The organism is Caballeronia sp. ATUFL_F2_KS9A (assembly GCF_023630765.1).
GTDB lineage: Bacteria > Pseudomonadota > Gammaproteobacteria > Burkholderiales > Burkholderiaceae > Caballeronia > Caballeronia zhejiangensis.
The window spans coordinates 85363-109799 of the sequence record NZ_JALQEK010000039.1 but is presented as its reverse complement, the minus strand read 5'-3'; the positions used below and the strand labels follow the sequence as shown (position 1 = coordinate 109799).

Below are 24437 nucleotides of genomic sequence, written 5' to 3'. Positions count from 1 at the left end.
AGACGGCGGAGGCGTGTCGAGCGAGACTATGAGACTTTTCTTAAACGAAGCTTAAGCTGCCCCTTTTTACGCTTTTGTACGAAGTTTCGCTACAGTTGCACGAGGATGCCGCCACTTCACCGCTTTTCGATCTCGATCGTCTTTGCGTATCCCGTCAGTTCGAGATATCCGCGTCCTTTTCCGCCGTCGCCGTCGAGCGTGACCGCGCCTTCCCAGTACAGCGCGCCGGTCGAATCGCGCGAGTCGAGTTCCTGATCGTCGATGAGCGGAGTCAGCCGCCAGCGCATTCCGCCGACGCGCAGGTTCATCGCCACCGGATACGTCGTGTTCGTGCGTGGCGAGCGCCACTCGCGCTCGGGCGTGAATTCCACATCGCCGGGGCCGAATTGTCGGGTGCGGCCGTCGCGATCGCGCAAAGCGGCGTGCGCCCAGACCGAATGGCCGTCGCGGGCGCGGACCTTGAAGGCCATCAGCGCGGAGCCGTCGTCGAGATTCGCGCCGAGCCAGTCCCAGCCGGCCGCATCGGATGGCAGCAACGTGCTCGACCATTCGTGGTCGAGCCAGGCACGGCCCGTCACGGCGACGCCCGCGCTCTCCTTCCCCGATGCCGATGGCCGCACGACGCTGCCCGTCACCTTGAGCTGCGGCTCGCTGTAGTAATAGCTCGCCTGCTCCGGCGACGGCCCTTTGCGCGAGTAGCCGCCTTCGCCCTGGAACATCGGCGGCTGCGTCGGCGTGAAGGTGAGATGGAGCGCGAATCCGGCGGCATCGGCGATGACCGTGTAGCTGCCGTGCGCCGCGCGCGACATGCGCCATGCGTCGAGCTTGACGTCGGTGTTGCCTTCCTTCGCGTACGCCAGACCGAAGCCCTGCCGCGCGATGTTCTGATCGTGCGCGAGCCGCCCGTACGCGGGATCGGACAACGCCGCATGCGCGATGACGAGTTGCGACGGATCGAACGCGCTCTTGCCGTGCTTCTTGCCGGTGTTCGAGCGAAAGAACGTGATCTGAAACCCGAGCGGCTGGTGCTCCGCCGTCTCGAGCCAGCCGGTCGCGTACCACCATTCCGTGCGATACGGCGGATGCGCGCCGCTGTCCTTCGGCCAGTCGATGACGTGGCCGGGCGCGACGGGCGCGAACTTCGGCTCGCCGGCGAATGCGGTCATCGACATGAGCATCAACGCGAAAAGCAGCGCGCGCATCACCAGTCCTCCCGCACGGCGCGCACCGCATCGACCGACACGGCGCGCCGGCCCGACAGCACCGCCGTCGCGCACGACGACACCATCATCACGCACGCGATCGCCGCGATCATCGTCGACGGAATGTGCAGCGACATGCTCCAGTGAAACGACTGCGGATTCACGACGAACACGAGAATCAGGCTGATCGCGAAGCCGAGCACGCAGCCCATCGCGATGCCGAGCAGCGTGAGCCAGCCCGCTTCCGAAGCGAGCAGCCCGAGAATCTGCGCGCGCGTCACGCCGACGTGCCGCAGCATGCCGAATTCGCGCGAGCGCGCGAGCGTCTGCATCGAAAACGTGGCGCCGACGCCGAACAGCCCGATGACGATCGCGACCGCTTCGAGCAGATACGTCACGGCGAAACTGCGGTCGAAAATGGTCAGCGTGCGCGCGCGGATCTCGCCCGGTTGCGAGAATTCGAGCGCGCCGCCGAAGGGCAGCTTTTTGATCGCGTCGATGACCTGCGCCGCGCCCGAACCCGCGCGCAACGTAATGGCGATGTCGGTGGCGGCCGTGTCGCCGGTCAGCCGCCGATAGTCCGCGATACGCATTTGCAGCGCGCCCGTCTGCCGCACGTAGTCGCGCCATATGCCCGCGACGACGAAACGCTCGCCCGCGCCGCCGACGGGCAAGCTCACGCGCTCGCCCACGCGATAGCCATACAGATCGGCCATCGCTTCCGAGGCCCAGACCGGCGTTTCGCCCGCGCGCCACGCGGATGGCGGCAACGCATCGCCGGTCATCTGCAACGTCGCGCCGGGATCGGCGGCGTCGAGCTCGCGCGCGATCAGCGCGACCGGCGGCTTCGCGGGATCGAGCGTCAGCTTCGTCGCGCGCGTGAACGCCGCGTGCGCGACGCCATCGACTGCTGCGATCTGCGTTTGCTGATCGGGCTGCAAGCCGCCCGTGTCGCCGCTCGATGCGATCCGCACATAAAGATCCGCCGACAGCAGATGCGCGAGCCAGTCTTCGACGGACACGCGAAAGCTCGTCACCATGATCGCCATCGCGACGATCAGCGTGAAGCTCGACAGCACGCCGCCCATCGCGATCGATGCCTGCCCGGGCGCATTCGCGAGACGCGCGAGCGCGAGCGTCGCGACGGCGTTGCGCGGTTTCATCGCGCGGCGGAACACGATTGCCGTGACACGCGGCATCAGCGCGATGCCGCCGACGAGCAGCAGCGCGACGGCGAGATAACCGCCGATGGGCGCATCGAAAACGGGCGGCGCCTGCGTCAGCGCCGCGCCTGCCGCGAGGCACGCGAGCGCGGGCCACGGCGTGCCGAGCGGTGCGAGCGCGGCTTCTTCGCTGCCCGCCTTCAACGCGGGCGCGGGCCGGGCGCGCGCCGCTTCGAGCGCGGGAACGAGCGTGCCCGCGAGCGCGACGCCGATGCCCAGCGCGAGAAAGATCGCGCTCGCTAGCGGATCGAAGACGACGCGCGGCTCGACGCCCGGAAAATATCCGCCGCCGAGATCGCTGCCGAAAAAGCGCAACGCGAGCGCCGCGACCGTGAAGCCGAGCGCGATGCCGAGCACGCCGCCCACCACGCCGAGCAGCGCGCCTTCGAGCATGATCTGCCGCACGAGCGATGCGCGCGTCATGCCGAGCACGCGCAGCATCGCGAATTGCGCGCGACGGCGCACGACGCCCGCGGCTTGCGTCGAGAACACGAGAAACGCGCCGGTAAACAGCGCGACGAGCGCGAGCACGTTCATATTGATGCGATACGCGCGCGACAGCCGGTCCGTCCGGCTCTCGATATCCTGCGTGCCGGTCACGACGAGCCGCGCGCCGAGTTCGCGTTGCAGCGTCTCGCGGAACGCATCCCGATCGACGCCGCGCGCGAGTTGCACATCGACGCGCGATAGCTTGCCCGCCATGCCGAAGCGGTTCTGCACGGCGGCGATATCCATCACCGCGATGCGCTGGCCGGGACGCGTTCGCGCGATGCCGCCCGCGACGCGCAACGTCACGGGCGACGTGCCGCTTTGCAATTCGATGCGTCCGCCATCGCGCGCGCCGAGCCAGGCGAGCGCGGCGGGCGAAAGAAAGATCGCGTCATCGGCGAGAACATCGAACGATGCTTCCGGCGACGGCACGCCGGTCAGGTCCGGCGCGATGCGCTTCGCGCGGAACACGTCGATGCCGAGCACCTTGAGCGGCGCGTTCTTGCCGGGCACGGCGACATCGAGTTCGAGCACCGGACTCGCGGCGGCCACGCCCGCGCGCGTCGCGAGCCGCGGATAAACGTTCTCGTCGATGAAAGGCTGCGCGCCGCGCACTTGCAAGTCGGCTTGACCGGAAAGGCTGCGCGCGGCGGCGGAAAACTCGTTGAACGCCGCGCCGTTGATGAGCTGCACCGCATAACCGAGCCCGACGCCGAGCGCGATCGTCAGCATGGCGACGAGCGCGCGTCCGCGATGGCTGCGCCATTGCGCGCCGAGCAGCCAGCGCGTGAGCGTGTCGAAGAATCCGCATCCGGCGGCGATATCGCTCATCGGGCGAGCGTCGCGGCGTGCAAGGCGCCGTCGCGCAGAATCACGACGCGATCCGCGAACGCGGCCGCCGCTTCGGAATGCGTGACCATCACCGTCGCGGCGCGCGTCGCCTTGGTTTCGGCGCGCAGCAATTCGAGCACTTCGTGCGCGGTCTGCGGATCGAGATTGCCGGTGGGTTCATCGGCGAGAATGAGGCGCGGCCGATGCACCAGCGCGCGCGCAATCGCCACGCGCTGCAACTCGCCGCCGGAAAGCTGGCGCGGCATGTCGTCGCCGCGTCCGTCGAGGCCGACCGCCGCGAGCATGGCGCGCGCGGGCGCGGGCGGCATGCCGTTCAGCAGCAGCGGCACCGCGACGTTCTGATACAGCGTCAGATGCGGCAGGACGTGAAACGCCTGGAACACGAAGCCGAGCTTTTGCCGGCGCAGGCGCGTGGCGGCGTCGTCGGGAAGCGTCGAGATCGATGCGCCGTCGATCAGCACGTCGCCGCTATCGGCGGTGTCGAGGCCCGCGATCAGATTGAGCAGCGTCGATTTGCCGACGCCCGAGTCGCCCATGATCGCGACGAACTCGCCCGCGCCGAGCGCGAAGTCGAGCGCGTCGAGCACGATGCGGCCGCTGCCGTACGTTTTCGTCAGGCGGCGGCATTCGAGGGCGGGAGAAACGTTCGGGTCGGCGGGTCGCATGGCGCAAGGTCGTAGTTCGTGTCTGCGCAAGCATTGTGCCGAAGTCGCGCGGATTCAGCCCGATTGGGGCAGCGTGCCGGGCCGGATATACGAGAACATGTGCGCCACGTAATCCGGCTTGCCGAGCGGCACGCCGTGGTTGCGCAGGATCGCGTAAGCGGTCATCGCGTGGAAATAGAACTGCGGCAGCGACCAGTCGCGCGCGTATTGCTCGCCGGTCATGTCGAAGACGATGCCGTTCGGCAGATCGAGCGCGATCGGCTCGCCGGTTCCGGCGTCGAGCGCATCGGAAGTGAGGTTCGAGAGCAATGCGATCGCATCGGCGATGCAGGCTTGCGCATCGGCGAACGTGCCCGGCGCTTCGTTCGAATGCGCGCCTTCTTTCCGCACGCGCAGCACTGTCTGCGGCAGGTCTTCGCCGCGCAGCCGGTACACCGGTTCCTGTGCCTGAAAGCACACGAAGCGCACTTGCGCGGCGAGCGGAAACATGTCGGGCGCGAGACGCAAGGTCATCAGCGCGTCGGGATTCGCGCCTTTCTCGTGCTGAAATGCAGCGGCTTTATCCAGCCACGCCGACAGGTTCTTCAACGTCTGCACGAACGTCGGAACGAGAAGACGGGTCAGTTGCATCGGAAGCTCCATGGGTCGAGGTAACGCGATCTTATATCGATGCGGCCCCGACCCGCGCGAGTCATCCGCCGAGCAGACCGAACACCATCACGCCTGTCTTCGTGCCGACGTAGACCTTGCCGTTCGCGACCGTCGGCGAGATGAACTTGTTGTTGCCGAACTGATCGCGCGTGCCCGCCTGATTGCTGTTGTAAAGCTCGATCGCGAGATTGCTCGCGTCGTAGGCATGCAGCACGGCGGTCGGCGTGGTGTTCTCGACGCCCCATACGATGCCGTCGGTATTGCCATTCGCGGAAATGACCGGCGCGAGGCCCGGAAAATTCCAGTTGCCCGCGGGACTCGTCGTCTGGCTCGATGCGCTTGTCGCGACCATCGCGTTGACGACGGGCAGCGCCTTCAGATGATCGCCCGCCGGGCCGACGTAGATCGTGTTGTTGTAGAACGCCGGCGCGGTGAACATCGGACCGGTGATCGTCGAGTAAAGCGGCTGATAGATGTGATCCGCGTTCGAATCGAACTTGCCCATCGAATCGCGGTTCACGACGTAGAGGACGCGCGTCTTGCCGCCGCCTATCGCGAGATGCTGCACGTTGCCGTTGATGTCGGTGACATCGGGCAGCACGAGCACGCCGCCCGAGCCGAGATCCAGATCCTGGTTCGATTCCACCACGGTGTTCGACGGCTCGAAGTAATCGTTGACCTGAAGCGCGAACGTCGCGCTCGGCGTGACCTTGAGGAAGCCGTTGCCGAAGTTGTTCCTGATCGGCATGTCCTGCGCGTTGATGGTCGCGTCGAACGTGCCGTTGCCGTCGAGGAAATAGATCGACGTGCCGTCCGATGCCAGGCCCGCGCCGCCCATCCAGATGCCGCCCATCTCGCCGTTCGGCGTGACGTTGAGGATGCCCGTCTGCTTGAGCGTGTCCGCGCTGTAGCCGATGAGCCAGCCGGTATACGGCAGCGTGTCGCAATGCGAGCTCCACGCCGTATAGACGACGCCGTTCAGCAGCAGCAGCGACGCGCGCTCGATGTACTGGCCCGGCGTGAACGGCACGACGCCGTTCACGCTGCCCGATCCGGTGCCGGGATACGAGCCGGTGATTTCGGTCGGGCCGCCGAACAGTTCGCCGCCCGTTGCGATGTCGATGGCGTGGATGCGCTGGTGATACGCGCCGCCGCTGTCCTTCGACATGCCGACGACATAGATCACGCCGTTGGGCCCGCGCGAGCGGTCGATGACCGGCGTCGCCGTGATGCCGATTTTCGGCGTGGTCTGGTCGCAGCCGTGATCGTCGCTCGGCACTTCGCCCGCGCCGAGCGTCGAGACTTGCCAGAGCACGGCGCCGGTGTCGGCATCGAACGCGTAGAGGGTCGCGTTCTCGGTCGCGACGTACAGCACGTTATGCGTGCCGCCCGCGATCGGCACGTTGGCCAGAAAGAGCGGTTGCGCATCGACGGCGCCATCGACGGCATAGAAGCCGAGCTTGCCGAACGTGGACGACTTCACGCTGGCGAGCGTGAGCCGGGTCTCGGCAAGCTGCTGCGCGGTGCGGCGGATGTCGTTGTGATACGTGGTGACATCCATCGGAGTCGATGCGGACGGCGAGTTCGTCGCGGGAGCGCTTGCGCTCGCGGGCGCGCTCGCGCCGTTTGCCGACGATGCGGCCGAAGGACTGGATGCCGACGCTGGGCTCGACGCCGACGCGGGACCGGATGCCGACGCGGAGCCGCCGGATGTCGAGGACGGATCGGAGGAGCTTCCTCCGCTGCATCCACCGATGATTGCTGCGATAGCGACTGCGATCACGCCAACCGATAAATGCCCTTTCATCTGCGATCTCCGTTCAGGAGGGGCCGGCCCCGGTGCAGTCGCGATTATTGTCTGCAACGGCTTAAAAAAGCGGACGACGGTCGGCTGAACGCTAGGCTTTGGCGGAACGGTCGGCGGGCTGTATGTATGCGTCTCACGAATTCGCAGACAGCGGAAAAAAACCCGGACGATCGGGCAGCCAGCGCGGACGTGCGGGCAGGACTGCAAGCGGACGTTAAAGGCACAGTAAGGCTCAGGACGGGACCCGGTTCGTATCGCTATCGCAGCACTGTGCGGTCTTGCCCGATTTCGACAGATGTTTTCGAGGTGAGACGCAGATGAAACGCTTGACCGCTCAGGTGATGTGCCACCCGCTCGTCGCGATCGCGGCGCTTTTCGCAGCCGATCTGCTGATGCGCTCCGATTCGGGGCTCTCCGGCGCGATGTACGTCGTTGCGGCGAAGTCGGTATCGAGACTGTTCAACGCGATGCGCAGAGGCGCGACCCGATGCCCGCAGGATTGGTCGGACTTAAGCATTTGCATGGGAAAAGTAAAAAAGCTTAAATCGGATTAAGCGACAAAAATTGAACGGTTAGGCTTACTGCTTACGGAATGTAGGCAAACGTCAGAATTGCCACGCCGGCAAAACATTAGAACCTGAGAGAGCAATGAATCGACCCGACGACGTGATCTACAAAGGGCACGTACTGAGCGCGACCGCCGTCCCGGAGCAGGACAGATACGCGGCGATGCTCATCGTGCGAGAACCGGACGGCACGCGCCGTTCGAGCGGAATGCTCGGCGAATTCGCCAGCGAAACGGGCGCGGTGCGCTACGCGTTCGCTTACGGCATGGCCGAGATCGACTATCGACAGTCAGTGCAGAACCCGCGCTGATCCGCGCGCATTCGCTCTCACGCCGCGGCATGCCTGCCGCATAAGCCTTTCGATCATCTCCACCGGTCAAATCTATGATCATCTATCATCGGGGAGCGGCTTTTAAGCCCTCCGCCACTCGTGTAGGCAACGCGTTCGTCGCGACCGCGTCGATTCTCGAAGAGGACGGCCATGCCACCTCGCTCGGCAATCTCGGCGCATTCGCAAGCAAGGACGGCGCGCTCGGCTTCGCGGTGCGCTGCGCGACCGCGTTTCTCGACGGCGACGAGCTGCCCTTGCCGCCCTTTCAGATGATGAAGCAATAGCGCCGCAACGCGTCGACGTTGCAAGCGCATCCGCCCATTGCAACGATGACCGACTGCTCCGCGACCGAACCCGGCAACACGCCTTCGCTGCTGACGGACGCACCTTTCCGTCTGCTGGTCGAAGCGGTCGAGGACTACGCGATCTTCCTGCTCGACGCGCACGGCCACGTCGCGACCTGGAACAACGGCGCGCGGCGGATCAAGGGCTATGACGCGAGCGATATCGTCGGCCGTCATTTTTCCGTCTTCTATCCGGGCGACGATATCGCCGCGCGCAAGCCGCACAACGCCCTCTCGACGGCGGCGCGCGTGGGCCGCGTCGAGGACGAAGGCTGGCGCATCCGCAAAGACGGCAGCCGCTTCTGGGCGAACGTCGTCATCACCGCGTTGCACGATCCGTCGGGTAGTCTGATCGGCTTCGCCAAGGTCACGCGCGACATGACCGACCGCTTGCGGCTCACGGAATTGCAGCATGCGCGCGAGCTCTCCGCGCACGTACAGACGGCGCTGGAAAACGAGCGCGCGTCGATTGCCCGCGAGTTGCACGACGATCTCGGCCAGCAGCTTGCCGCGCTCAAAATGCAGTTGTCGATTCTCGACAGCACCGCGCCGAACGCGCGCTTCAAACAGCAGGCGCTCACGCAAATCGACACGATCATCGGTTCGCTGCGACGCATCGCGGCGGGCCTGCGTCCGCCCGTGCTCGACGATCTCGGCCTTTTCGCCGCAATCGACTGGCTCGTTTGCGATTACCGCCGCCGCTACGATCTGACGATCCATCTGGATATCGAAGGCGACGAGGACGGCTTCGAGGCGACTGCGTCCACGTCGCTCTTCCGGCTCGTGCAGGAAGCGCTGACGAACGTCGTGCGCCACGCGCGGGCATCGGAAGTTCGCATCGCGATCGTCTGCGCGTATGCGCGCTGCACGCTGACGATCGAGGATGACGGCCGCGGCGCGGATATCGAACGGCCGCGCGCGGCGGGCACGTTCGGCCTGCTCGGCATGGGCGAGCGCGTGCGGCAACTGGGCGGCGTCATCGAGTTTCGCAGCGCGCCGGGCGAAGGCTTTCGCGTCGTCGTGGACATTCCGCTTCATCGCCCCCGCCGATGACGATTCCGTTCCTTGACTTGCGTCAACCGTTTTGCATACGCCGTCCGTAGACTCGATCGCACACCCGCGACGCGCCAACACACCGGATCAGGAGATCGTCATGTACAACCGCATTCTCGTGCCCATCGACGGCAGCCCGACTTCCCTCCACGCCCTCGATGAGGCGATCAGGATCGCAAGCGCGAGCGCGGCGCAAATTCAGCCGCTCTTCGTCGTGGACATGCAGCCCGTTTCCTACGACGCCACGAGCGCGTTCTATCCTGGCCTGCGCGACGCATTGCTGGAGGAAGGCCGGCGGCTCGCTGCGACGGCCACGGAGCGCATGACGCAAGCGGGCGTCAAGGGCACGCCGCGCGTGTGCGAAGTCGAGTATCTCGGCGATGACATCCCGCAGCGCATCCGTCATTGCGCCGACGATTTCCGCGCCGATCTCGTCGTCATGGGCACGCACGGGCGGCGCGGCTTGCGGCGGATCGTGCTCGGCAGCGTCGCGGAAGGTTTCGCGCGGCTGTCGCGGTGTCCCGTTCTGCTGGTGCCGGGCCGCGAAACGGAAGAACCGAATCCATGACGACGAAAGTCCTGATCGCCGATGACCACGCGCTCGTGCGCGACGGCCTGCGCCATATCCTCGCGAACGCGCACGGCTTCGAGGTCGCCGGCGAAGCGAGCGACGGGCCGGGCACGCTCGCGCTCGTGCGCGCAACGGAGGCGGACGTGCTCGTGCTCGATCTGTCGATGCCCGGCCGCAGCGGCCTCGACCTGCTCAAGCAGATCAAGGACGAAAAGCCCGCGCTGCGCATTCTCGTGCTCACGATGCACGCCGAGCAGCAATACGCCGCGCGCGCGTTCAAGGCCGGCGCGTCGGGCTATCTGACGAAGGAAAGCGCGAGCGCGGAGCTGGTCGCGGCGGTCGCCAAGGTCGCGTCGGGCGGCGCGTACGTGAGCCTCGCGATGGCCGAACGCTTCGCGCAAAGCCTCACCGAACCTGACGATGCGCTACCGCATCAGCGATTGTCGAACCGCGAGTTCGAAGTGTTCCGGCGGCTGTGCGCGGGCGAATCCATCAGCGATATCGGCGAGGCGTTGTGCGTGAGCGCGAAGACCATCAGCACCTACAAGGCGCGCATCCTCGAAAAAATGCAGATTCCCCACGAAGCCGCGCTCGTGCGCTACGCGGTGCGCCATCAGCTTTTCGACGACGACAGCGCCTGAATCGAAGCGGCGCGTGTCGGCATTTCCCTACACGTCTTCCCGAATGCCTACGGCACGATCAGCCAGCACCGACATTTTTTCGAGACAGCGCACTCCATAATTGGACACGTGACATGCGGGATCGCGCGTCGATGCGCGATCCGGTTCGACAGGAGGCGCAGCATGATTTCCGCGAGCGCAGACAGTCCCGGCATGCACGTCGACGCGAAGCCGCCGAGCACGCGTTGCTCGACGTGTTCTATGAAGCGCATCTGCATGCCGTCCGGCTTGTCGCCGGTCGATTATCAGCGTCTCGACGCGATGATCAGCTCGACGCGCTTCGTGCGGCGCGGCGAAACGCTTTTCCGCAGCGGCGATCCCTTCCAGAGTCTCTATGCGCTGCGCAGCGGCTGCTTCAAGACCGTCGTCATGCATCGCGAAGGACACGAGCAGGTCACGGGCTTTCATCTGGCGGCCGAGCCCCTCGGGTTCGACGGCGTGAGCACCGACCGCCACGCGTGCGACGCCATCGCGCTGGAAGACAGCGTCGTCTGCATCGTTCCGTTCGATCTGCTCGAATTGCTGTGCCGCGAAGTGAAGGCGGTGCAGCATCACGTTCATCGCATGATGTGCGGCGAGATCGTGCGCGAATCCAATCTGATGATGCTGCTCGGCACGATGACGGCGGAGCAGCGCGTCGCGGCCTTCCTGCTCAATCTGTCGACGCGCATGAAGGCGCGCGGCTATTCGCCCGCGCAATTCGTGCTGCGCATGACGCGCGAGGAAATCGGCAGCTATCTCGGGCTGAAGATCGAAACCGTCAGCCGCATGTTCTCGCGGCTGCAAAAGGCCGGCGTGATCGACGCGCGCGGCAAGGACGTGCGGATCCTCGATCAGGCGCGGCTCGAAGCAGTCTGAGCGCGCGCTTCGCGAAAGCGGAAAAATCCGCTGCGCAGCATCACCGACGTGCCGCCGACGCGGCTCAGCACATGTTCGGCGGCGCCTTCTATCGACGAGCGATGGCTCTCGAACGCCTGCTGCAGATCTTCCTCACGCCACGACGCCGCGCCGAAGTGATCCTCCAGCGCTTCGGCCGAAATGGTGCACTCGATCGGCTCACCGTCCGCGAAGGCGGCGAAAGTGAGCGAAGGGACATCGCCCTGATAGACGGGCGGCTGACTCGGAAACGTAACGATCATGCCGATACCTCGTGGAACGTTGATGCGACGCGAGCCGGCGCAGCGCATATCCACTTAGTCTTGGCCACGGTTTCGGAGCGCGTATTGATCTGTATCAAATCGCATCCGGCGCGCCGCGCTGAAGCAGCAGCTGAACGGCGTCATCGAATGTATGACGCAGCGCCGCGTTCACGTCGGCGTGTGTGCTGCGTTGCACCGTGACCTGCTCGGAATCGCGCGTGAGCAGAACCAGTTGCGCGTCGAAGACGGTGCGTCCCGCGCGATCGAGCGACGCCTTGATCGTGAGCCTGCAATCGACGATGTCTTTCGCGACGCCCGCAAGCCGCACGAGTTCGACGCCCGCTTCGCGTTCGATCGCGCTCGAGCCCGCGAAGCCGAGGCAGGCGATCTGCATTCCGAGGCCCATGTCATTGTTCTCCGGTCAGGCCATCGCGCGGGCGCGCCTCACTCGTCGTGGCTCACGCGTCTTTCGCGACATGCTTCGGTGCGCGCGTGAGCAGCACCGGACACGTCGAGCGTCTGACGAACGCTTCCGCGACGCTGCCGAGCGCGAGCCTGCGCAACCCGGTCCGGCCATGCGTGCCCATCACGACGAGATCCGCGGGCATGTGCACCGCGCGGCGCTGCAGGCACTTCGCGATCGTATCGGTGACGTTGCGCGTCTCCGCGAGTTCCGTTTCGCATTCGATGCCCGCATCGATCACGCGCGCATACGCGATATCGAGCGCGTGCCCGCCTTCCTCGCGCACGTTCACGCGATACTGCGCCGGATACGACGAAAGCGCGGCCACGTCGATCACGTACACGACATTCACTCGCGCACGCGCGCCGATGCGGATCGCTTCGTCGAGCGCGCGTTGCGAGCACTCGCTGCCATCGAGCGCAACCAGGATTTTGCGGTACATCGTTTTCCGGCCCGCACGGCTTCCCGCTGAAGGCCGCCCACTTCAAATTTCGATGATGACCTTCAGCGCGTTCGTTTCCGCCGCGCGGCCAAAGGTGTCGTAAGCGTCGAGCGCGCGCGCGAGCGTGAAGCGGTGCGTGATGAGCTGCTTCGGCTGCAGCCGCCCCGCGCGCACGGTCTTGAGCAGCATCGGCGTGCTGACCGTATCGACGAGACGCGTCGTGATGCTGATGTTGCGATCCCAGAGCGATTCGAGATGCAGATCGGCCTTCACGCCATGCACGCCGACATTCGCGATGGTGCCGCCCGCCGCGACGATCTGCTGGCACAGCTCGAAGGTCGCCGGCACGCCGACCGCTTCGACGGCGCAATCGACGCCCGCGCCATCGGTCAGACGCATGATCTCGGCGACGGCCTCCGTGCGCGCGATGTCGATGCACGCGCTCGCGCCGAACGTGCGCGCGATTTCGAGCCGATGCGCGTCGCGATCGATCATGACGATCTGCGCCGGCGCGTAGAACTGCGCGGTGAGCAAGGCGGCGAGACCGACCGGCCCCGCGCCGACTATCGCGACCGTGCTGCCCGGCTGCACGCGCCCGTTGAGCACGCCGCATTCGAAGCCCGTCGGAAGAATGTCGGAGAGCATGACGAGCGCCTCTTCCTCGACATCTGCCGGAATCGGATAGAGGCTCGTATCCGCGTGCGGGATGCGCACGTATTCGGCCTGCGTGCCGTCGATCTTGTGGCCGAGAATCCAGCCGCCCGTCGCGCAGTGCGAATACATGCCGCGTCGGCACGCCTCGCACTTTCCGCACGACGAAATGCACGAGATCAGCACGCGATCGCCCGGCTTGAACGTCGACACCGCCGCGCCGACGTCCTCGACGACGCCCACGCCTTCGTGACCCAACACGCGGCCGGGCTCGCAGGTGGGAACATCGCCCTTGAGAATGTGCAGATCGGTTCCGCAGATGGTCGTGCGCGTCACGCGAACGATCGCATCGGTGGCGGCGGCGAGCGCGGGTTTCGGCCGCTCGTCGAGCGACTTGATGCCGGGGCCGTGATAGACGAGTGCTTTCATCTGCGAACTCCGTTGCGTGGCGCGTGACGTGAATCGACGCTCTCACTCTATCGGGACGCCCGCGGCTCCGATTGACTTGAATCAAGCGCACGCGCATATCGCGAGTAACATGAAACCACCTGATTGACTGCGTTTTCATTTTCAGGAGGCTGCATGAAAGCGGTGTGTCCGTTGCATGGACCGACGACCATCGTCCGCACGAACGCGTACGGCTTTCCGGTCTATGCGTGCTGCTGCCACGACGTGCCTTATGTCACGCCGCCCGATGCCTGCACGCGCGCGCCGACGCAGCGCGGCGCTCCATCCGAGCCGCAGAAGGCCCGGCAACCGAAGCCCGCGAAGGAGTGATTGCCGGGCGCACGCGTCGTTACGCCGGATCGGCGGCGGCCACGGCGATGGCGTCATTGCGCGAACGACGCGCATCGATCAGACAAACGGCAAGCATCGCGATGACGCCGGGCACCGCGATGGCGACGAAGTTCTGCTGCAGCGGCAACGCCTTGCTCACGAGAAAGCCGATCACGATAGGCGCGAGAATCGCCCCGCTGCGCCCGATGCCAGACGCCCAGCCGATGCCCGTCGAGCGGATCGCGGTCGGATAGAACTGACCGGCGAACGCATACGTGACGATCTGCGTGCCGATCGTCGATGCGCCCGCGAGACCCACCAGGAAAAACAGCACGCCGACCGGCACCTTCACGCCCAACAGGCTGATGGAAATCGCGGCGAGCGCGTACATGGCGATCAGCACGTACTTGATGTTGAAGCGGTCCGCGAGCCATCCGCCGCCGATCGCGCCGATCATCGCGCCGAAGTTCAGAACGAGCACGAATGTGAGCGCCGAGCCGAGGCTGTGCCCCGCGCCAGCCATCAGTTTCGTCAGCCACGAACTCAGCGCGTAGACCATGAAGAGGCACATGAAGAACGCGATCCACAACATGACGGTGCTCATGCCGCGTCCTTCGGCGAAGAGTCGCGCGATCGGCGAACCGGGCGCGGCTTCGCGATCGGAAAGCGCGAAGCGGTCGGCCTCTTGCGGCACATAGCGCGGATCGACGCGCGAAAGAATGTCCTTCAGGCGCGCCGCGCGTTCGTTTCGCACGAGGAATGCGAGCGACTCGGGCATGTACTTGAGGATCACAGGCGCGAGCAGCGCCGGAAGGCCCGCCGCGATGAAGACGGATTGCCAGCCGTAGCGCTCGATCATCCCCTTGCCGACGAGCGCCGCGAGCATGCCGCCGACGGAATATCCGCTGAACATCAGCGTGACCATCGTGCTGCGGATCTTGCGCGGCGAATACTCGGTCATTTGCGCGACGACATTCGGCATGACGCCGCCGATGCCCAGTCCCGCGAGAAAGCGCGCGATGCCGAACGTCACGGGATCGCGCGTCAATCCGGCCGCGGCCGTGAATACGCTGAACAGCAGCAGACAAATGACGATGGCGGGCACGCGGCCGATCCTGTCGGCAATCGTGCCGAGAAACACCGCGCCGATCATCATGCCGAGCAGCGCGGAACTGACCATGAATCCGGCGCTCGTCGGCTGAATGCCCATGTCGCTCATGATCGACGGAAGCGCGATCCCGACGACCGCGAGATCGTATCCGTCGAAGATGATGATGAGCGCGCACCAGAACAGAAGCAGCAAATGAAACTTGCTGAACCGGGCATCGTCGCATAGCTTTTGCACGTCTATTTGCCGCATGGGTGTCTCCAAGGATGTAGGACTTGCTTTGATTCCGCGATTTTTAATGTATTGATCAGGCGGAACGATGAACGCGCGCGCGTTCTCCTTGCTGCGTGCATGGCGCAGCAAGGTCGGTTCTTTTTACGTTGACGTTTCTTGCGTGTTACGACGCGCTCGCCGTCACTACGGCGACCGCCTTGATTTCGACGATATAACCCGCGGAACCACCGAGCATATGCGCGCCGATCGCGGTCCACGCCGGCAGCGGATGCGTGTTCAGATAACGCTCGCGCACCTGCATGAACAACGGCAGATCACGCATGTCGGTATGAAAGCTCGTCACGTCGACGACATCGCTCAACGAAGCACCCGCCGCTTCGAGCACGAGCTCGAGATTGTCGAAAGCCTGCACGATCTGCGCTTCGCGGTCTTCGACCAGTTGCATGTTCGCATCGCGTCCAATCTGCCCGGACACGTAGATCGTATTGCCGGCCTTGATGGCGGGCGCATAGCGGATCTTTTCGTAGACCGCTTCCATTCCCGCGGGAACGATTGCCTTGCGTTCACTCATGATTGCGTCTCCCGTGAGATCAGCCGTTATCGCCGCCGGCGACGGGCAATACCGCGCCGGTGATATAGCTCGCTTCGTCCGATGCGAGGAAGAGAATCGGCGCGATCTGTTCGTCCAGCGTGCCGTAGCGTTTGAAGAACGTCGATTCGGTGACCTGCTTCACCGCTTCGCCCATCCACACTTTTTCCTGCTCGCTGTCGCCGCTCGCATTGCGCGGCACGCGTCGCGCGGGCGCTTCGGTGCCGCCCGGCGCGGCTGCGACCACGCGGATGTTGCGCTCGCCGTATTCCATCGCGAGCGCCTGCGTCATTGCGTTGACGCCGCCTTTCGCCGCCGAATACGGCACGCGACGAATCCCGCGCGTCGCGTTCGAAGACACGTTCACGATGGTTCCGCGCCCGCGTTCGAGCATATGGGGCAACACGGCATGGCACGCGTAGAGCGTCGGCATGAGCGAGCGCCGGATTTCGGCGTCGATCTGCGCGGGTTCGAACTCGGCAAACGGACGCATGCGGATCGCGCCGCCGACGCCGTTGATCAGGATATCGATGCCGCCGAACGTGCGCGCTGCGAACGCCATCGCGGATGCCGCGCCTTCATACGTTTCCATGTCGGCGACGAAGCCGGCCGTATCCGCGCCCTGCGCTTCGGCGGCCACTTCCCCGATGAAGTCCGCGCGATCGACGAGCACCACCTTCGCGCCTTCCGCCGCCGCACGCAGCGCCACGCCGCGCCCGATGCCCTGCGCCGCGCCGGTCACGACCATCACCTTGCCGGCAAATCGTTGCGTGCTCATGCTGCCACCGGCGCGGCGTTGGGCGTGAACTTCTCGTAGTGGAAGCTGTTGGGCTTCACGCCGCTATCGTCGAAGTGCTTGCGCACGGCATCGACCATCGGTGGCGGGCCGCAGAGATACACATCGACATCGCCGTCATTCAGCGATTCGGCGGGCATGTGCTGCGTCACCCAGCCTTTGCGCGGATGGTTCGAATCCGCATCCGCGACGACGGTGCTGAACGTGAAGTTCGGCAACCGCGCCGTATAGGCTTCGATCGCTTCGACTTGCACGAGATCGAGATCGCGCGTCACGCCATAGATGAGGTGAATCTTCTGCTGCGAGTTCGCGCGTGCGAGCACTTCGAGCATCGAGAGGAATGGCGCGAGACCCGTGCCGCCCGCGAGGAACAGCAGCGGACGCTCCACCCCGCGCAGATAGAAACTGCCGAGCGGACCGGTCAGCTCGACCGTGTGACCGGCCTGCGCGGATTCGAGCCATGTGCTCATCACGCCGCCGGGAATCTTCTTGATGAGAAAGCTGATCTTCGTCCCGCCCGGCGCCGACGAGAACGAATACGAACGATGCTGTCCGCTACCCGGGACATCGATATTCACGTACTGGCCCGGCAGAAAAACCGGCGCGGGCGTAGCGGCATCCACATCCAGTTCGAGCACGACGGCGGCGTCGTTGTGCGGCTCGATCTTCGTGACCGTCGCGGCGAACTTGCTCTGCGCGGTCTTGCATGCCGTCGACGATGCCGGGACCGCGATCACGCAATCGCTCGATGGCACCATCTGGCAGGTGAGCACGAGACCGCTTTCCTTTTCGTCGTCGGAAAGCGCGTCTTCGATGTAGTCGTCGCCGAGATCATAGTTGCCGCTTTCGGCGCGGCATTTGCAGGTGCCGCAGACGCCGTCGGAGCAATCCATCGGCAGATTGATCTTGGCGCGGAATGCGGCGTCGAGAACTTTCTCGCCCGCCTTGCATTCGACAAAACGCGTCACGCCGTCTTCGAAATTCAGTGCAATGTTGTAGCTGGACATGGCGCCTCCTACTTCCTGTCTCGTCACCGCGAGTGTCAGACGTGATAGACGTCGAGCACCTGGCGGATATAGTCGTTCTTCAGCACAATCTTCTTGTGCGCAATCACCAGAATGTCGTCGACCTTGCGCAGCGTCACGAAGATCGTGCCGAAGAAATGATCGGTGATCTTGTAGCGGTGATTGAGCGTGTCGAAGTTGTAGCGCACATCCACTTCGTTCTCGCGCTCGGCCAGCACTTCCACGTTGGTGACGTTGTGGCTCGTGCGCGGCTCGGGCATCGAAGCGCCACTGCGCTCGGTCTTGATGCGGAACACGCGATCTTCGAGGCCGCCGCGATCCGGGTAATACATCAACGAGATCTGACTTTCGTGGTCATCGGTGATCTGATCGTCGTCGTCCCATGCGGGCATCCAGTACGTGACGTCTTCCGCATAGCAGCCGAGCCATTCGTCCCATTGACGATCGTCGAGCAGACGCGCTTCGCGATACAGCGTCGCGCAGATTTTCAGGTAGTCGAAGCTCATGCCAGTGCCTCCCCTTGTTCCTTCTTCAACGCGTCGCGCATCACGTTGACCCAGTATTCGTGCTGCACGACGAAGAGTCCTTCGTCTTCGCTGCGCTCGCCCGAAATGAGCGGCTTGATACCCATGTTCTGCGCGTTCTCGTCAGGACCGTGGACCCAAAGCGGCGCGCCGCGCGAGAGGTCGTTCCACATCGCCGTGATGCCCGCATAACCCGACTGGCACGCGCGAAATTCCTCGAGGTCGTCGCTCGTGCCCATGCCGGTCACGTTGAAGAAGTCTTCGTACTGACGGATGCGCGTCGCGCGATCTTCGGCGCTCTCGCCCTTCGGCGCGAAGCAGAAGATGCTGACCTCGGTCTTGTCGACGCCAAGCGGGCGCACCACGCGAATCTGCGTGCTGAACTGATCCATCAGAAAGACGTTCGGATAGAGGCACAGATTGCGCGTCTGATTGACGATGTAATCCGCCTGCACTTCGCCCACGCGCGCCTTGATCTCTTCGCGATGCTGATATACCGGCCGCACTTCCGGATTCATCGTCTTCGTCCACAACAGGATGTGGCCATGATCGAATCCGTACACGCCCGCGACCGACTTGCTCCAGCTATTCGCATCGACGGCCTTGGTGCCTTCGATCTTGCGGCGGCCCATCGTCGCGGCGTAATTCCAATGCACGGTGCTGACGTGATAACCGTCGCAGCCGTTTTCCATCTGCATCTTCCAGTTGCCGTCGTAGATGTACGAGGAATTGCCGCGCAAGACTTCGAGGCCGTTCGGCGCCTGATCGACGATCTGATCGATGATGACCTTCGTCTCGCCGAGATAGTCTTCGAGCGGCATCGAATCCGCATTCAGGCTGCCGAAGAGAAAGCCGCGATAGTTCTGGAAACGCGGCACGCGGCGCAGATCGTGCGAGCCGTGCGTGTTGAACTGGATCGGGTATTCGGTCGTCTTCTCGTCCTTCACCTTCAGCAGCTTGCCGGTGTTGGAGAACGTCCAGCCATGGAACGGACAGGTGAAGCTGCCCTTGTTGCCGTGCTTGCGGCGGCAGAGCATCGCCCCCTTGTGCGCGCATGCATTGATGACCGCGTGCAACTCGCCGGTCTTGTCGCGCGTCACCACGATGGGCTGACGGCCGATCCACGTCGTGTAGTAATCGTTGTTGTTCGGGATCTGGCTTTCGTGCGCGAGATACACCCAGTTGCTCTCGAAGATGTGTTTCATCTCGAGATCGAACAGATCGGCGTTCGTGAAGATGTCGCGGCGGCAACGGAAGATGCCACTCTCCTTGTCGTCCTGGACGGCGTTTTGCAGCAGTTCATCGAGCTGCGTGGCTTTGTCGGTGATGGCGGACATATGAGTTCTCCCTATGCGCGTTCCGGCGACGGAGCGCATGCATCGGTATCGAAGGGGTCGTACGGAGATTCGGGCGGCGGCGGGCTGACCGCCGCTGTTGCGTAATTACGCGGTGACGGATGCGCGCGGGCGCTGGACGAACTGGTTGTCCTTGCCCTGCACGAGCGGCGTCAACTGGATGTCGAACACGATTTCGTTGTACGCGTCGGCCTTCAGCCCCAGCGCCGTGCCGCCCGTCTTTTCGACGACATGCGGAACGAGTTCTTCGCGAGTCGCATAAGCGAAGTCATCCCAGATCAGCGGATCGCCTTCGATGTTGATCTGCGTCGTCAGCTTGCGATGCTTCTCGCTCGTCGCGAAGAAGTGCACGTGCGCCGGACGATTGCCATGACGCGCGAGCGAGTTCAGCAGTTGCTGCGTCGCGCCGTGCGGCGGGCAGCCGTAGCCGACCGGCATCAGCGTGCGGAATTCGTACTTGCCGTCCGCGCCCGTTTTCACTGCGCCGCGCAGATTGAAATCGCTTTGCGCGCCGGTCGGGTCGAAGTGCGAGTAGAAGCCGTTCGAGTTGGCGTGCCAGCATTCGACGACCGCATTCGCAACCGGCTTGCCATCGTGACCCGTGACCGTGCCGCGAATGACGAGCGGGCCGGCGTTCGCATCGGGATCGAGATCGATCTTCGACACGCCCTCGCGCACCGGCGCACCGGCCACATACAGCGGGCCTTCGATGGTGCGCGGCGTGCCGCCGTGGATATCGGCTTCGCGGTCTGCGGCATCCATGCGGATGTCGAGATACTTCTCCAGACCGAGGCCGGCGGCGAGCAACGCCGCTTCGCCATCCTGACCGAGCTTGTTGAAGTAATTGACGCCGGCCCAGATTTCATCGGGCGTCATGTCGAGGTCGTCGATCGCCTTGAAGAGGTCGCTCAACAGGCGATGCGTGATCTCTTTGGCGCGAGCATTGCCGTCCTGACTCCCGATGTTCGCAGCGGCCTTCAGCAGGTCCTGCACTTCCTTCGTATCGAACACTTTGATGCTCATGTCTTCTCCTGAATCTCGCAATTTTCTGGTGGGGGTTAACCCTCGCTTCATCACCTGTGCAGATATGCTCGGAAGGTATAGTCGGGTGTTGAAACAGAGCGTGAAGGCAGGATAATGGACGTAAAGAAGCCCAGTCCAACACTGATTTAGTATCGGGCCATATCCAGGAGGTATTGAATGGAGTTGCGACACCTGCGTTACTTCGTGGCGGTGGCGGAAGAAAGAAACTTCACGCGCGCGGCCGAAAGGCTGCATATCGCACAACCGCCTTTGAGCCGTCAAATACAGCAACTCGAAGAAACGCTCGGCGTGCAACTCTTCGAACGCAACTCGCGGCCGCTCAAGCTCACGGAGACCGGCAAGTTCTTTTATTCGCATGCGGTGCAGTTGCTCGCGCAGACCGCCGAACTCGAATCGATGACGCGCCGCGTAGGCAATATCGAGCGCAGTCTTTCGGTGGGATTCGTCGGCTCGACGCTCTACGGCATGCTGCCGAAGATCATCCGGCGCTTTCGCGACGAGAACGCGACCGTCGAACTGAGCCTGCACGAAATGTCGACGATGGACCAGATCCGCGCGCTCAAGGATGGCCGCATCGATGTGGGCTTCGGGCGCATTCGTCATGAGGATGCCAACATCCGTCGCGTGATCTTGCGCGAAGAGCAACTGATCGTCGCGCTTCCGCTCGGGCACCCGCTCTCGCTCGCGAAGCCCATTCTCTCGCTGCGCGATCTCGTCAACGAGACGCTCATCATCTTTCCGAAGTCGCCGCGCCCGAGTTATGCGGATCAGGTGCTCGCGGCGTTTCAGGATCGCGGGCTCGCGCCGCGCAAGATCTACGAAGTGCGCGAATTGCAGATCGCGCTGGGGCTCGTCGCGGCGGGCGAAGGCATTTCCGTCGTGCCGAGCAGCGTCCACGGCCTGAAGCGCGACGACGTGAGCTACAAGGAACTCGACGATCCCACGCTCGTTTCGCCGGTCATCATGAGCATGCGCGCGCTCGACGAATCGCGCGACATCAAGGAAATGCTCGAACTCATTTACCGGCTGTATGACGAGGAGAAGATTCCTTACACGGCGCGCACGGATCGGGGGCGATGACGCGCGTCATACCTGGGGGGTATCGCACTAGACGCGAATGGTCTTGGACAGGCGGCAAACGGGCGCGCAATACTGCATCAACCTCTCCATTCCGACATTTCAGGTATGAACGCCCAAATCACCTCCGTCGAAGCGATTCTGGTTGATCTCCCGACCATTCGCGCGCATCAACTCGCGATGGCGACGATGCAGCAGCAAACCCTCGTCATCGTCCGTCTGCGCACGAGCGACGGCATCGAGGGCATTGGCGAAGCCACGACCATCGGCGGCCTGTCTTACGGCGATGAAAGCCCCGAAGGCATCAAGCTGACGATCGATACCTATCTCGCGCCCGCGCTCATCGGACAGGATGCGAGCAACATCAACGCGGCGATGCTGAAGCTCAACAAGGTCGCGCGCGGCAATCGCTTCGCGAAGTGCGCGCTCGAAACGGCGCTGCTCGACGCGCAAGGCAAGCGGTTGAACGTGCCGGTGTCGGAGTTGCTCGGCGGCGCGGTGCGCAAGACGCTTCCGGTACTCTGGACGCTCGCGAGCGGCGACACGCAGCGCGATATCGAAGAAGCGGAAATGCTGCTGGCCGAACGCCGTCATAACACATTCAAGCTGAAGATCGGCCGGCGCGGCGTGCGCGATGACGTCGCGCATGTATCGAAGATCAAGGCCGCGCTCGGCGATCGCGCGAAAGTCACCGTCGACGTGAATCAGGCATGGAGCGAGACCGATGCGTCGCTCGGCATCGAAGCACTTCAGGCAGCGGGCATCGATCTCATCGAACAGCCGACTCCGCGCGAGCAGCGCGGCACGCTCGCGCGGCTCGCGGCGCGCTTCATCGTGCCGATCATGGCCGACGAAGCGGTGACGGGCCCCGAGGACGCGCTCGAACTCGTGCGTCACGCATGCGCCGATGTGTTCGCGCTGAAGATCGCGAAGTCCGGCGGCATCTACGGAATGATGCGCACGGCCGCCATCGCCGATGCGGCGGGCGTCTCGCTCTACGGCGGCACGATGCTCGAAGGCAGCATCGGCTCGATTGCATCGGCGCATGGTTTCAGCGCGTTGCCGCAGCTCGCGTGGGGCACGGAACTGTTCGGGCCGCTGCTGTTGAAGGACGACATCGTCACGGCGCGTCCGCAGTATCGCGACTTCGATCTGCACTTGCCGGAAGGACCGGGCCTCGGGCTTCAGATCGATGAAGCGAAGCTCGCGTTTTATCGTCGCGACAAGCGCGCTTGAATCATCGAATCAACGCATCAACAACGATTGGGGACATCATGCTTTATCTCGTCAGAATGGACGTTCATCTGCCGCACGACATGCCCGCCGCCAAAGCCGATGAAATCAAGGCCCGCGAGAAGGAATACTCGCAGGAACTGCAGCGGCAAGGCAAATGGCAGCAGTTGCATCGCGTGGTCGGCGAATATGCGAACTACAGCGTCTTCGATGTCGATTCGCACGATGAACTGCACACGATCTTGTCCGGCCTGCCGCTCTTCCCGTACATGACGATGCAAGTGACGGCGCTCGCGCATCATCCGTCGTCGATTCGCTGAAGCCGCGCATGTCGATTCCGGTATCGCGGGAAGGAAGCGGGTCGGTATCGGCGGTGAGCGCCGGGTTGCTTGCCGTCATCATCTCGTATGCCGGACCGCTCGCGATTCTCTTCCAGGCCGCGCACGCGGCACATGTCGGCAACGACGTGATCGCGTCGTGGGTCTGGTCCATCTCGATGGGCGCGGCCGTTTCGGGCATCGCGCTGAGTGTGTGGCTGAAGCAGCCGATCATCACCGCGTGGTCGGCGCCCGGTTCGGCGCTGCTCGTCACGCTGTTTCCGGGCATGCCGGTGAGCGAGGCGATCGGCGCGTATATCGTCGCGGGCGCGTGCATCTTCGTGCTCGGCTTGTCGGGATGGTTCGATGAGATCGTCAAGCGCATACCGAAGGGCATCGCCTGCGCGATGATGGCCGGCATTCTCTTTCAGTTCGGCACGAACGTATTCAAGTCGATTGCCGTTACGCCGTGGCTCGCGTTGGGCATGATCGCGAGCTTCCTCGTTTTTCGCCGATGGGCGCCGCGCTACTGCCTCATTCTGGTTCTCGCGTCCGGCTGTGCGCTGGCGATGGCACTCGGCCTGACGCATCTCGAGTCGGTCAGCCTTCATCTCACGCGCCCCGTATTCACGATGCCGACTTGGTCCTGGCAATCGACCGTGAGTCTTGCGTTGCCGCTCGTCATCGTCAGTCTGACGGGGCAATTCCTGCCTGGCTTTTCGATCTTGCGCGTGTCGGGTTATCAGACGCCGACGCGTCCCGTGCTCATGACGACGGGCCTCGCATCGATGCTCGTCGCGTTTTCGGGCGGCATCACGATCGTCATCGCGGCGATTACGGCGGCGCTATGCACCGGGCCCGATGCGCATCGCGACCCGGCGAATCGTTATGTTGCGGGCATCGCCAATGGCGTCTTCTATCTGATCGGCGGATGCTTTGCGGGGACGGTCGTCATGCTGTTCGCCGCGCTGCCGAATGCGTTCGTTGCGGTGCTCGCCGGTCTCGCGCTGCTCGGCGCGATCGCGGCGAACGTCGTGGGGCTGGTGCAGGATGAGGCGCATCGGGAAGCTTCGTTTATCGCGTTTATCGCGACGGCTTCGAATATGAGTTTTCTCGGGTTGGGGTCGGCGTTTTGGGGGATCGTGCTGGGGACGATGGCGCATTTGGTGTTGGGGCGGGCGAGGGACAGGGGCTAATTCGGACTTTGCGTGTATGCCTTCAAAACGCAC

At 64.0% G+C, this 24437-nt stretch carries 29 protein-coding genes; 13 read left to right on the top strand and 16 right to left on the bottom strand.

Features of this window, described 5'->3' with window-relative positions:
• Positions 1–116 precede the first annotated feature (116 nt).
• From NCS67_RS25590 to NCS67_RS25570, 5 genes are all read right to left on the bottom strand, one after another.
• Positions 117–1202 (bottom strand): lipocalin-like domain-containing protein, encoded by a 1086-nt coding sequence (locus NCS67_RS25590; protein ID WP_250437151.1) that lies wholly within the window; start codon positions 1200–1202, stop codon positions 117–119.
• Positions 1202–3745: an FtsX-like permease family protein gene (locus tag NCS67_RS25585; RefSeq protein WP_250437149.1), complete on the bottom strand. Its 2544-nt coding sequence runs from the start codon at positions 3743–3745 to the stop codon at positions 1202–1204. Before NCS67_RS25585 ends, NCS67_RS25590 begins: the two co-directional genes overlap by 1 nt.
• Positions 3742–4431 (bottom strand): ABC transporter ATP-binding protein, encoded by a 690-nt coding sequence (locus NCS67_RS25580; RefSeq protein WP_008347621.1) that lies wholly within the window; start codon positions 4429–4431, stop codon positions 3742–3744. The genes NCS67_RS25585 and NCS67_RS25580 overlap by 4 nt, the downstream gene beginning before the upstream one ends.
• Before the next feature lie 54 nt (positions 4432–4485).
• The gene (locus NCS67_RS25575) at positions 4486–5061 is read right to left on the bottom strand and encodes a DUF1993 domain-containing protein (protein WP_008347619.1); all 576 of its coding nucleotides are present in this window, start codon (positions 5059–5061) and stop codon (positions 4486–4488) included.
• 61 nt (positions 5062–5122) lie between these two features.
• Positions 5123–6643 carry an outer membrane protein assembly factor BamB family protein gene (locus NCS67_RS25570; protein WP_235366245.1) on the bottom strand — a complete coding sequence of 507 codons (1521 nt, stop codon included), beginning with the start codon at positions 6641–6643 and terminating at the stop codon, positions 5123–5125.
• Here NCS67_RS25570 and NCS67_RS25565 point away from each other — a divergent pair.
• The 8 genes from NCS67_RS25565 (at position 6630) to fnr (ending at position 11292) form a co-directional block, all read left to right on the top strand.
• Entirely contained in the window at positions 6630–6977 is a 348-nt protein-coding gene (locus NCS67_RS25565; protein WP_250437146.1) for a hypothetical protein, read from the top strand. The genes NCS67_RS25570 and NCS67_RS25565 overlap by 14 nt on opposite strands.
• Before the next feature lie 190 nt (positions 6978–7167).
• Complete coding sequence (locus NCS67_RS25560) at positions 7168–7443, top strand: hypothetical protein (protein ID WP_175980543.1); 276 nt, start codon at positions 7168–7170, stop codon at positions 7441–7443.
• Between the two features lie 94 nt (positions 7444–7537).
• Positions 7538–7765 carry a hypothetical protein gene (locus tag NCS67_RS25555; RefSeq protein WP_008347615.1) on the top strand — a complete coding sequence of 76 codons (228 nt, stop codon included), beginning with the start codon at positions 7538–7540 and terminating at the stop codon, positions 7763–7765.
• A 74-nt stretch (positions 7766–7839) separates the two neighbouring features.
• Positions 7840–8070: a hypothetical protein gene (locus NCS67_RS25550; RefSeq protein WP_008347614.1), complete on the top strand. Its 231-nt coding sequence runs from the start codon at positions 7840–7842 to the stop codon at positions 8068–8070.
• 45 nt (positions 8071–8115) lie between these two features.
• Positions 8116–9183: a PAS domain-containing sensor histidine kinase gene (locus NCS67_RS25545; protein ID WP_250437144.1), complete on the top strand. Its 1068-nt coding sequence runs from the start codon at positions 8116–8118 to the stop codon at positions 9181–9183.
• Positions 9184–9283: 100 nt separating this feature from the next.
• Positions 9284–9751 (top strand): universal stress protein, encoded by a 468-nt coding sequence (locus tag NCS67_RS25540; RefSeq protein WP_008347612.1) that lies wholly within the window; start codon positions 9284–9286, stop codon positions 9749–9751.
• A complete protein-coding gene (locus tag NCS67_RS25535; RefSeq protein WP_008347611.1) occupies positions 9748–10395 on the top strand; it encodes a response regulator in 648 nt (215 codons plus the stop codon). The genes NCS67_RS25540 and NCS67_RS25535 overlap by 4 nt, the downstream gene beginning before the upstream one ends.
• A 162-nt stretch (positions 10396–10557) precedes the next feature.
• Positions 10558–11292 (top strand): fumarate/nitrate reduction transcriptional regulator Fnr, encoded by a 735-nt coding sequence (fnr, locus tag NCS67_RS25530; protein ID WP_051078981.1) that lies wholly within the window; start codon positions 10558–10560, stop codon positions 11290–11292.
• Here the strand turns inward: fnr and NCS67_RS25525 are convergent.
• From NCS67_RS25525 to NCS67_RS25510, 4 genes are all read right to left on the bottom strand, one after another.
• Entirely contained in the window at positions 11268–11573 is a 306-nt protein-coding gene (locus NCS67_RS25525; protein ID WP_008347608.1) for a DUF1488 family protein, read from the bottom strand. The two genes, fnr and NCS67_RS25525, sit on opposite strands and share 25 nt — an antisense overlap.
• A gap of 94 nt (positions 11574–11667) precedes the next feature.
• Complete coding sequence (locus tag NCS67_RS25520) at positions 11668–11979, bottom strand: hypothetical protein (protein ID WP_239294878.1); 312 nt, start codon at positions 11977–11979, stop codon at positions 11668–11670.
• A gap of 52 nt (positions 11980–12031) precedes the next feature.
• On the bottom strand, positions 12032–12478 hold the full coding sequence (locus NCS67_RS25515; protein WP_008347606.1) for a universal stress protein: 447 nt from the start codon (positions 12476–12478) through the stop codon (positions 12032–12034).
• A 42-nt stretch (positions 12479–12520) separates the two neighbouring features.
• A complete protein-coding gene (locus tag NCS67_RS25510) occupies positions 12521–13558 on the bottom strand; it encodes a zinc-dependent alcohol dehydrogenase family protein (RefSeq protein WP_008347604.1) in 1038 nt (345 codons plus the stop codon).
• A 153-nt stretch (positions 13559–13711) separates the two neighbouring features.
• Between NCS67_RS25510 and NCS67_RS25505 the strand changes: the two genes are divergently transcribed.
• Entirely contained in the window at positions 13712–13906 is a 195-nt protein-coding gene (locus NCS67_RS25505) for a hypothetical protein (RefSeq protein WP_008347602.1), read from the top strand.
• A 19-nt stretch (positions 13907–13925) separates the two neighbouring features.
• Here the strand turns inward: NCS67_RS25505 and NCS67_RS25500 are convergent, their stop codons facing one another.
• From NCS67_RS25500 to catA, 7 genes are all read right to left on the bottom strand, one after another.
• Positions 13926–15266, bottom strand: a complete 1341-nt coding sequence (locus NCS67_RS25500) for an MFS transporter (RefSeq protein ID WP_008347599.1) — start codon at positions 15264–15266, stop codon at positions 13926–13928.
• 145 nt (positions 15267–15411) lie between these two features.
• A complete protein-coding gene (locus tag NCS67_RS25495; RefSeq protein ID WP_033536407.1) occupies positions 15412–15819 on the bottom strand; it encodes a RidA family protein in 408 nt (135 codons plus the stop codon).
• Between the two features lie 19 nt (positions 15820–15838).
• Complete coding sequence (benD, locus tag NCS67_RS25490; protein WP_008347595.1) at positions 15839–16615, bottom strand: benzoate diol dehydrogenase BenD; 777 nt, start codon at positions 16613–16615, stop codon at positions 15839–15841.
• On the bottom strand, positions 16612–17640 hold the full coding sequence (gene benC / locus NCS67_RS25485) for a benzoate 1,2-dioxygenase electron transfer component BenC (protein WP_250437142.1): 1029 nt from the start codon (positions 17638–17640) through the stop codon (positions 16612–16614). The genes benD and benC overlap by 4 nt, the downstream gene beginning before the upstream one ends.
• 35 nt (positions 17641–17675) lie before the next feature.
• Positions 17676–18164, bottom strand: a complete 489-nt coding sequence (gene benB, locus NCS67_RS25480) for a benzoate 1,2-dioxygenase small subunit (protein ID WP_008347590.1) — start codon at positions 18162–18164, stop codon at positions 17676–17678.
• The gene (locus tag NCS67_RS25475; RefSeq protein WP_033536408.1) at positions 18161–19519 is read right to left on the bottom strand and encodes a Rieske 2Fe-2S domain-containing protein; all 1359 of its coding nucleotides are present in this window, start codon (positions 19517–19519) and stop codon (positions 18161–18163) included. The genes benB and NCS67_RS25475 overlap by 4 nt, the downstream gene beginning before the upstream one ends.
• Positions 19520–19624: 105 nt before the next feature.
• Positions 19625–20560: a catechol 1,2-dioxygenase gene (catA, locus tag NCS67_RS25470; protein WP_250437140.1), complete on the bottom strand. Its 936-nt coding sequence runs from the start codon at positions 20558–20560 to the stop codon at positions 19625–19627.
• Positions 20561–20737: 177 nt separating this feature from the next.
• On the opposite strand from catA, the gene NCS67_RS25465 reads away from it, so the two are divergent.
• The 4 genes from NCS67_RS25465 (at position 20738) to NCS67_RS25450 (ending at position 24404) form a co-directional block, all read left to right on the top strand.
• On the top strand, positions 20738–21661 hold the full coding sequence (locus NCS67_RS25465; protein WP_008347585.1) for a LysR family transcriptional regulator: 924 nt from the start codon (positions 20738–20740) through the stop codon (positions 21659–21661).
• A 105-nt stretch (positions 21662–21766) separates the two neighbouring features.
• Positions 21767–22894: a muconate/chloromuconate family cycloisomerase gene (locus NCS67_RS25460; RefSeq protein ID WP_008347583.1), complete on the top strand. Its 1128-nt coding sequence runs from the start codon at positions 21767–21769 to the stop codon at positions 22892–22894.
• Between the two features lie 38 nt (positions 22895–22932).
• Positions 22933–23211: a muconolactone Delta-isomerase gene (catC, locus tag NCS67_RS25455; RefSeq protein WP_008347582.1), complete on the top strand. Its 279-nt coding sequence runs from the start codon at positions 22933–22935 to the stop codon at positions 23209–23211.
• An 8-nt stretch (positions 23212–23219) separates the two neighbouring features.
• Entirely contained in the window at positions 23220–24404 is a 1185-nt protein-coding gene (locus tag NCS67_RS25450) for a benzoate/H(+) symporter BenE family transporter (RefSeq protein WP_250437138.1), read from the top strand.
• Positions 24405–24437: the final 33 nt, after the last annotated feature.

Excerpts from the sequence above, each read along its gene's own strand:
- NCS67_RS25540 (WP_008347612.1), top strand. The coding sequence starts at position 9,284 with ATGTACAACCGCATTCTCGTGCCCATCGACGGCAGCCCGACTTCCCTC.
- fnr (WP_051078981.1), top strand. The coding sequence starts at position 10,558 with ATGATTTCCGCGAGCGCAGACAGTCCCGGCATGCACGTCGACGCGAAG.
- catA (WP_250437140.1), bottom strand. The coding sequence starts at position 20,560 with ATGAGCATCAAAGTGTTCGATACGAAGGAAGTGCAGGACCTGCTGAAG.
- NCS67_RS25525 (WP_008347608.1), bottom strand. The coding sequence starts at position 11,573 with ATGATCGTTACGTTTCCGAGTCAGCCGCCCGTCTATCAGGGCGATGTC.
- NCS67_RS25475 (WP_033536408.1), bottom strand. The coding sequence starts at position 19,519 with ATGTCCGCCATCACCGACAAAGCCACGCAGCTCGATGAACTGCTGCAA.
- catC (WP_008347582.1), top strand. The coding sequence starts at position 22,933 with ATGCTTTATCTCGTCAGAATGGACGTTCATCTGCCGCACGACATGCCC.
- NCS67_RS25585 (WP_250437149.1), bottom strand. The coding sequence starts at position 3,745 with ATGAGCGATATCGCCGCCGGATGCGGATTCTTCGACACGCTCACGCGC.
- NCS67_RS25550 (WP_008347614.1), top strand. The coding sequence starts at position 7,840 with ATGATCATCTATCATCGGGGAGCGGCTTTTAAGCCCTCCGCCACTCGT.
- NCS67_RS25535 (WP_008347611.1), top strand. The coding sequence starts at position 9,748 with ATGACGACGAAAGTCCTGATCGCCGATGACCACGCGCTCGTGCGCGAC.
- benD (WP_008347595.1), bottom strand. The coding sequence starts at position 16,615 with ATGAGCACGCAACGATTTGCCGGCAAGGTGATGGTCGTGACCGGCGCG.
- NCS67_RS25580 (WP_008347621.1), bottom strand. The coding sequence starts at position 4,431 with ATGCGACCCGCCGACCCGAACGTTTCTCCCGCCCTCGAATGCCGCCGC.
- NCS67_RS25450 (WP_250437138.1), top strand. The coding sequence starts at position 23,220 with ATGTCGATTCCGGTATCGCGGGAAGGAAGCGGGTCGGTATCGGCGGTG.
- NCS67_RS25460 (WP_008347583.1), top strand. The coding sequence starts at position 21,767 with ATGAACGCCCAAATCACCTCCGTCGAAGCGATTCTGGTTGATCTCCCG.
- NCS67_RS25465 (WP_008347585.1), top strand. The coding sequence starts at position 20,738 with ATGGAGTTGCGACACCTGCGTTACTTCGTGGCGGTGGCGGAAGAAAGA.
- NCS67_RS25570 (WP_235366245.1), bottom strand. The coding sequence starts at position 6,643 with ATGGATGTCACCACGTATCACAACGACATCCGCCGCACCGCGCAGCAG.
- NCS67_RS25495 (WP_033536407.1), bottom strand. The coding sequence starts at position 15,819 with ATGAGTGAACGCAAGGCAATCGTTCCCGCGGGAATGGAAGCGGTCTAC.
- NCS67_RS25510 (WP_008347604.1), bottom strand. The coding sequence starts at position 13,558 with ATGAAAGCACTCGTCTATCACGGCCCCGGCATCAAGTCGCTCGACGAG.
- NCS67_RS25500 (WP_008347599.1), bottom strand. The coding sequence starts at position 15,266 with ATGCGGCAAATAGACGTGCAAAAGCTATGCGACGATGCCCGGTTCAGC.
- NCS67_RS25515 (WP_008347606.1), bottom strand. The coding sequence starts at position 12,478 with ATGTACCGCAAAATCCTGGTTGCGCTCGATGGCAGCGAGTGCTCGCAA.
- NCS67_RS25590 (WP_250437151.1), bottom strand. The coding sequence starts at position 1,202 with ATGCGCGCGCTGCTTTTCGCGTTGATGCTCATGTCGATGACCGCATTC.
- benB (WP_008347590.1), bottom strand. The coding sequence starts at position 18,164 with ATGAGCTTCGACTACCTGAAAATCTGCGCGACGCTGTATCGCGAAGCG.
- benC (WP_250437142.1), bottom strand. The coding sequence starts at position 17,640 with ATGTCCAGCTACAACATTGCACTGAATTTCGAAGACGGCGTGACGCGT.
- NCS67_RS25520 (WP_239294878.1), bottom strand. The coding sequence starts at position 11,979 with ATGGGCCTCGGAATGCAGATCGCCTGCCTCGGCTTCGCGGGCTCGAGC.
- NCS67_RS25575 (WP_008347619.1), bottom strand. The coding sequence starts at position 5,061 with ATGCAACTGACCCGTCTTCTCGTTCCGACGTTCGTGCAGACGTTGAAG.
- NCS67_RS25505 (WP_008347602.1), top strand. The coding sequence starts at position 13,712 with ATGAAAGCGGTGTGTCCGTTGCATGGACCGACGACCATCGTCCGCACG.
- NCS67_RS25545 (WP_250437144.1), top strand. The coding sequence starts at position 8,116 with ATGACCGACTGCTCCGCGACCGAACCCGGCAACACGCCTTCGCTGCTG.
- NCS67_RS25555 (WP_008347615.1), top strand. The coding sequence starts at position 7,538 with ATGAATCGACCCGACGACGTGATCTACAAAGGGCACGTACTGAGCGCG.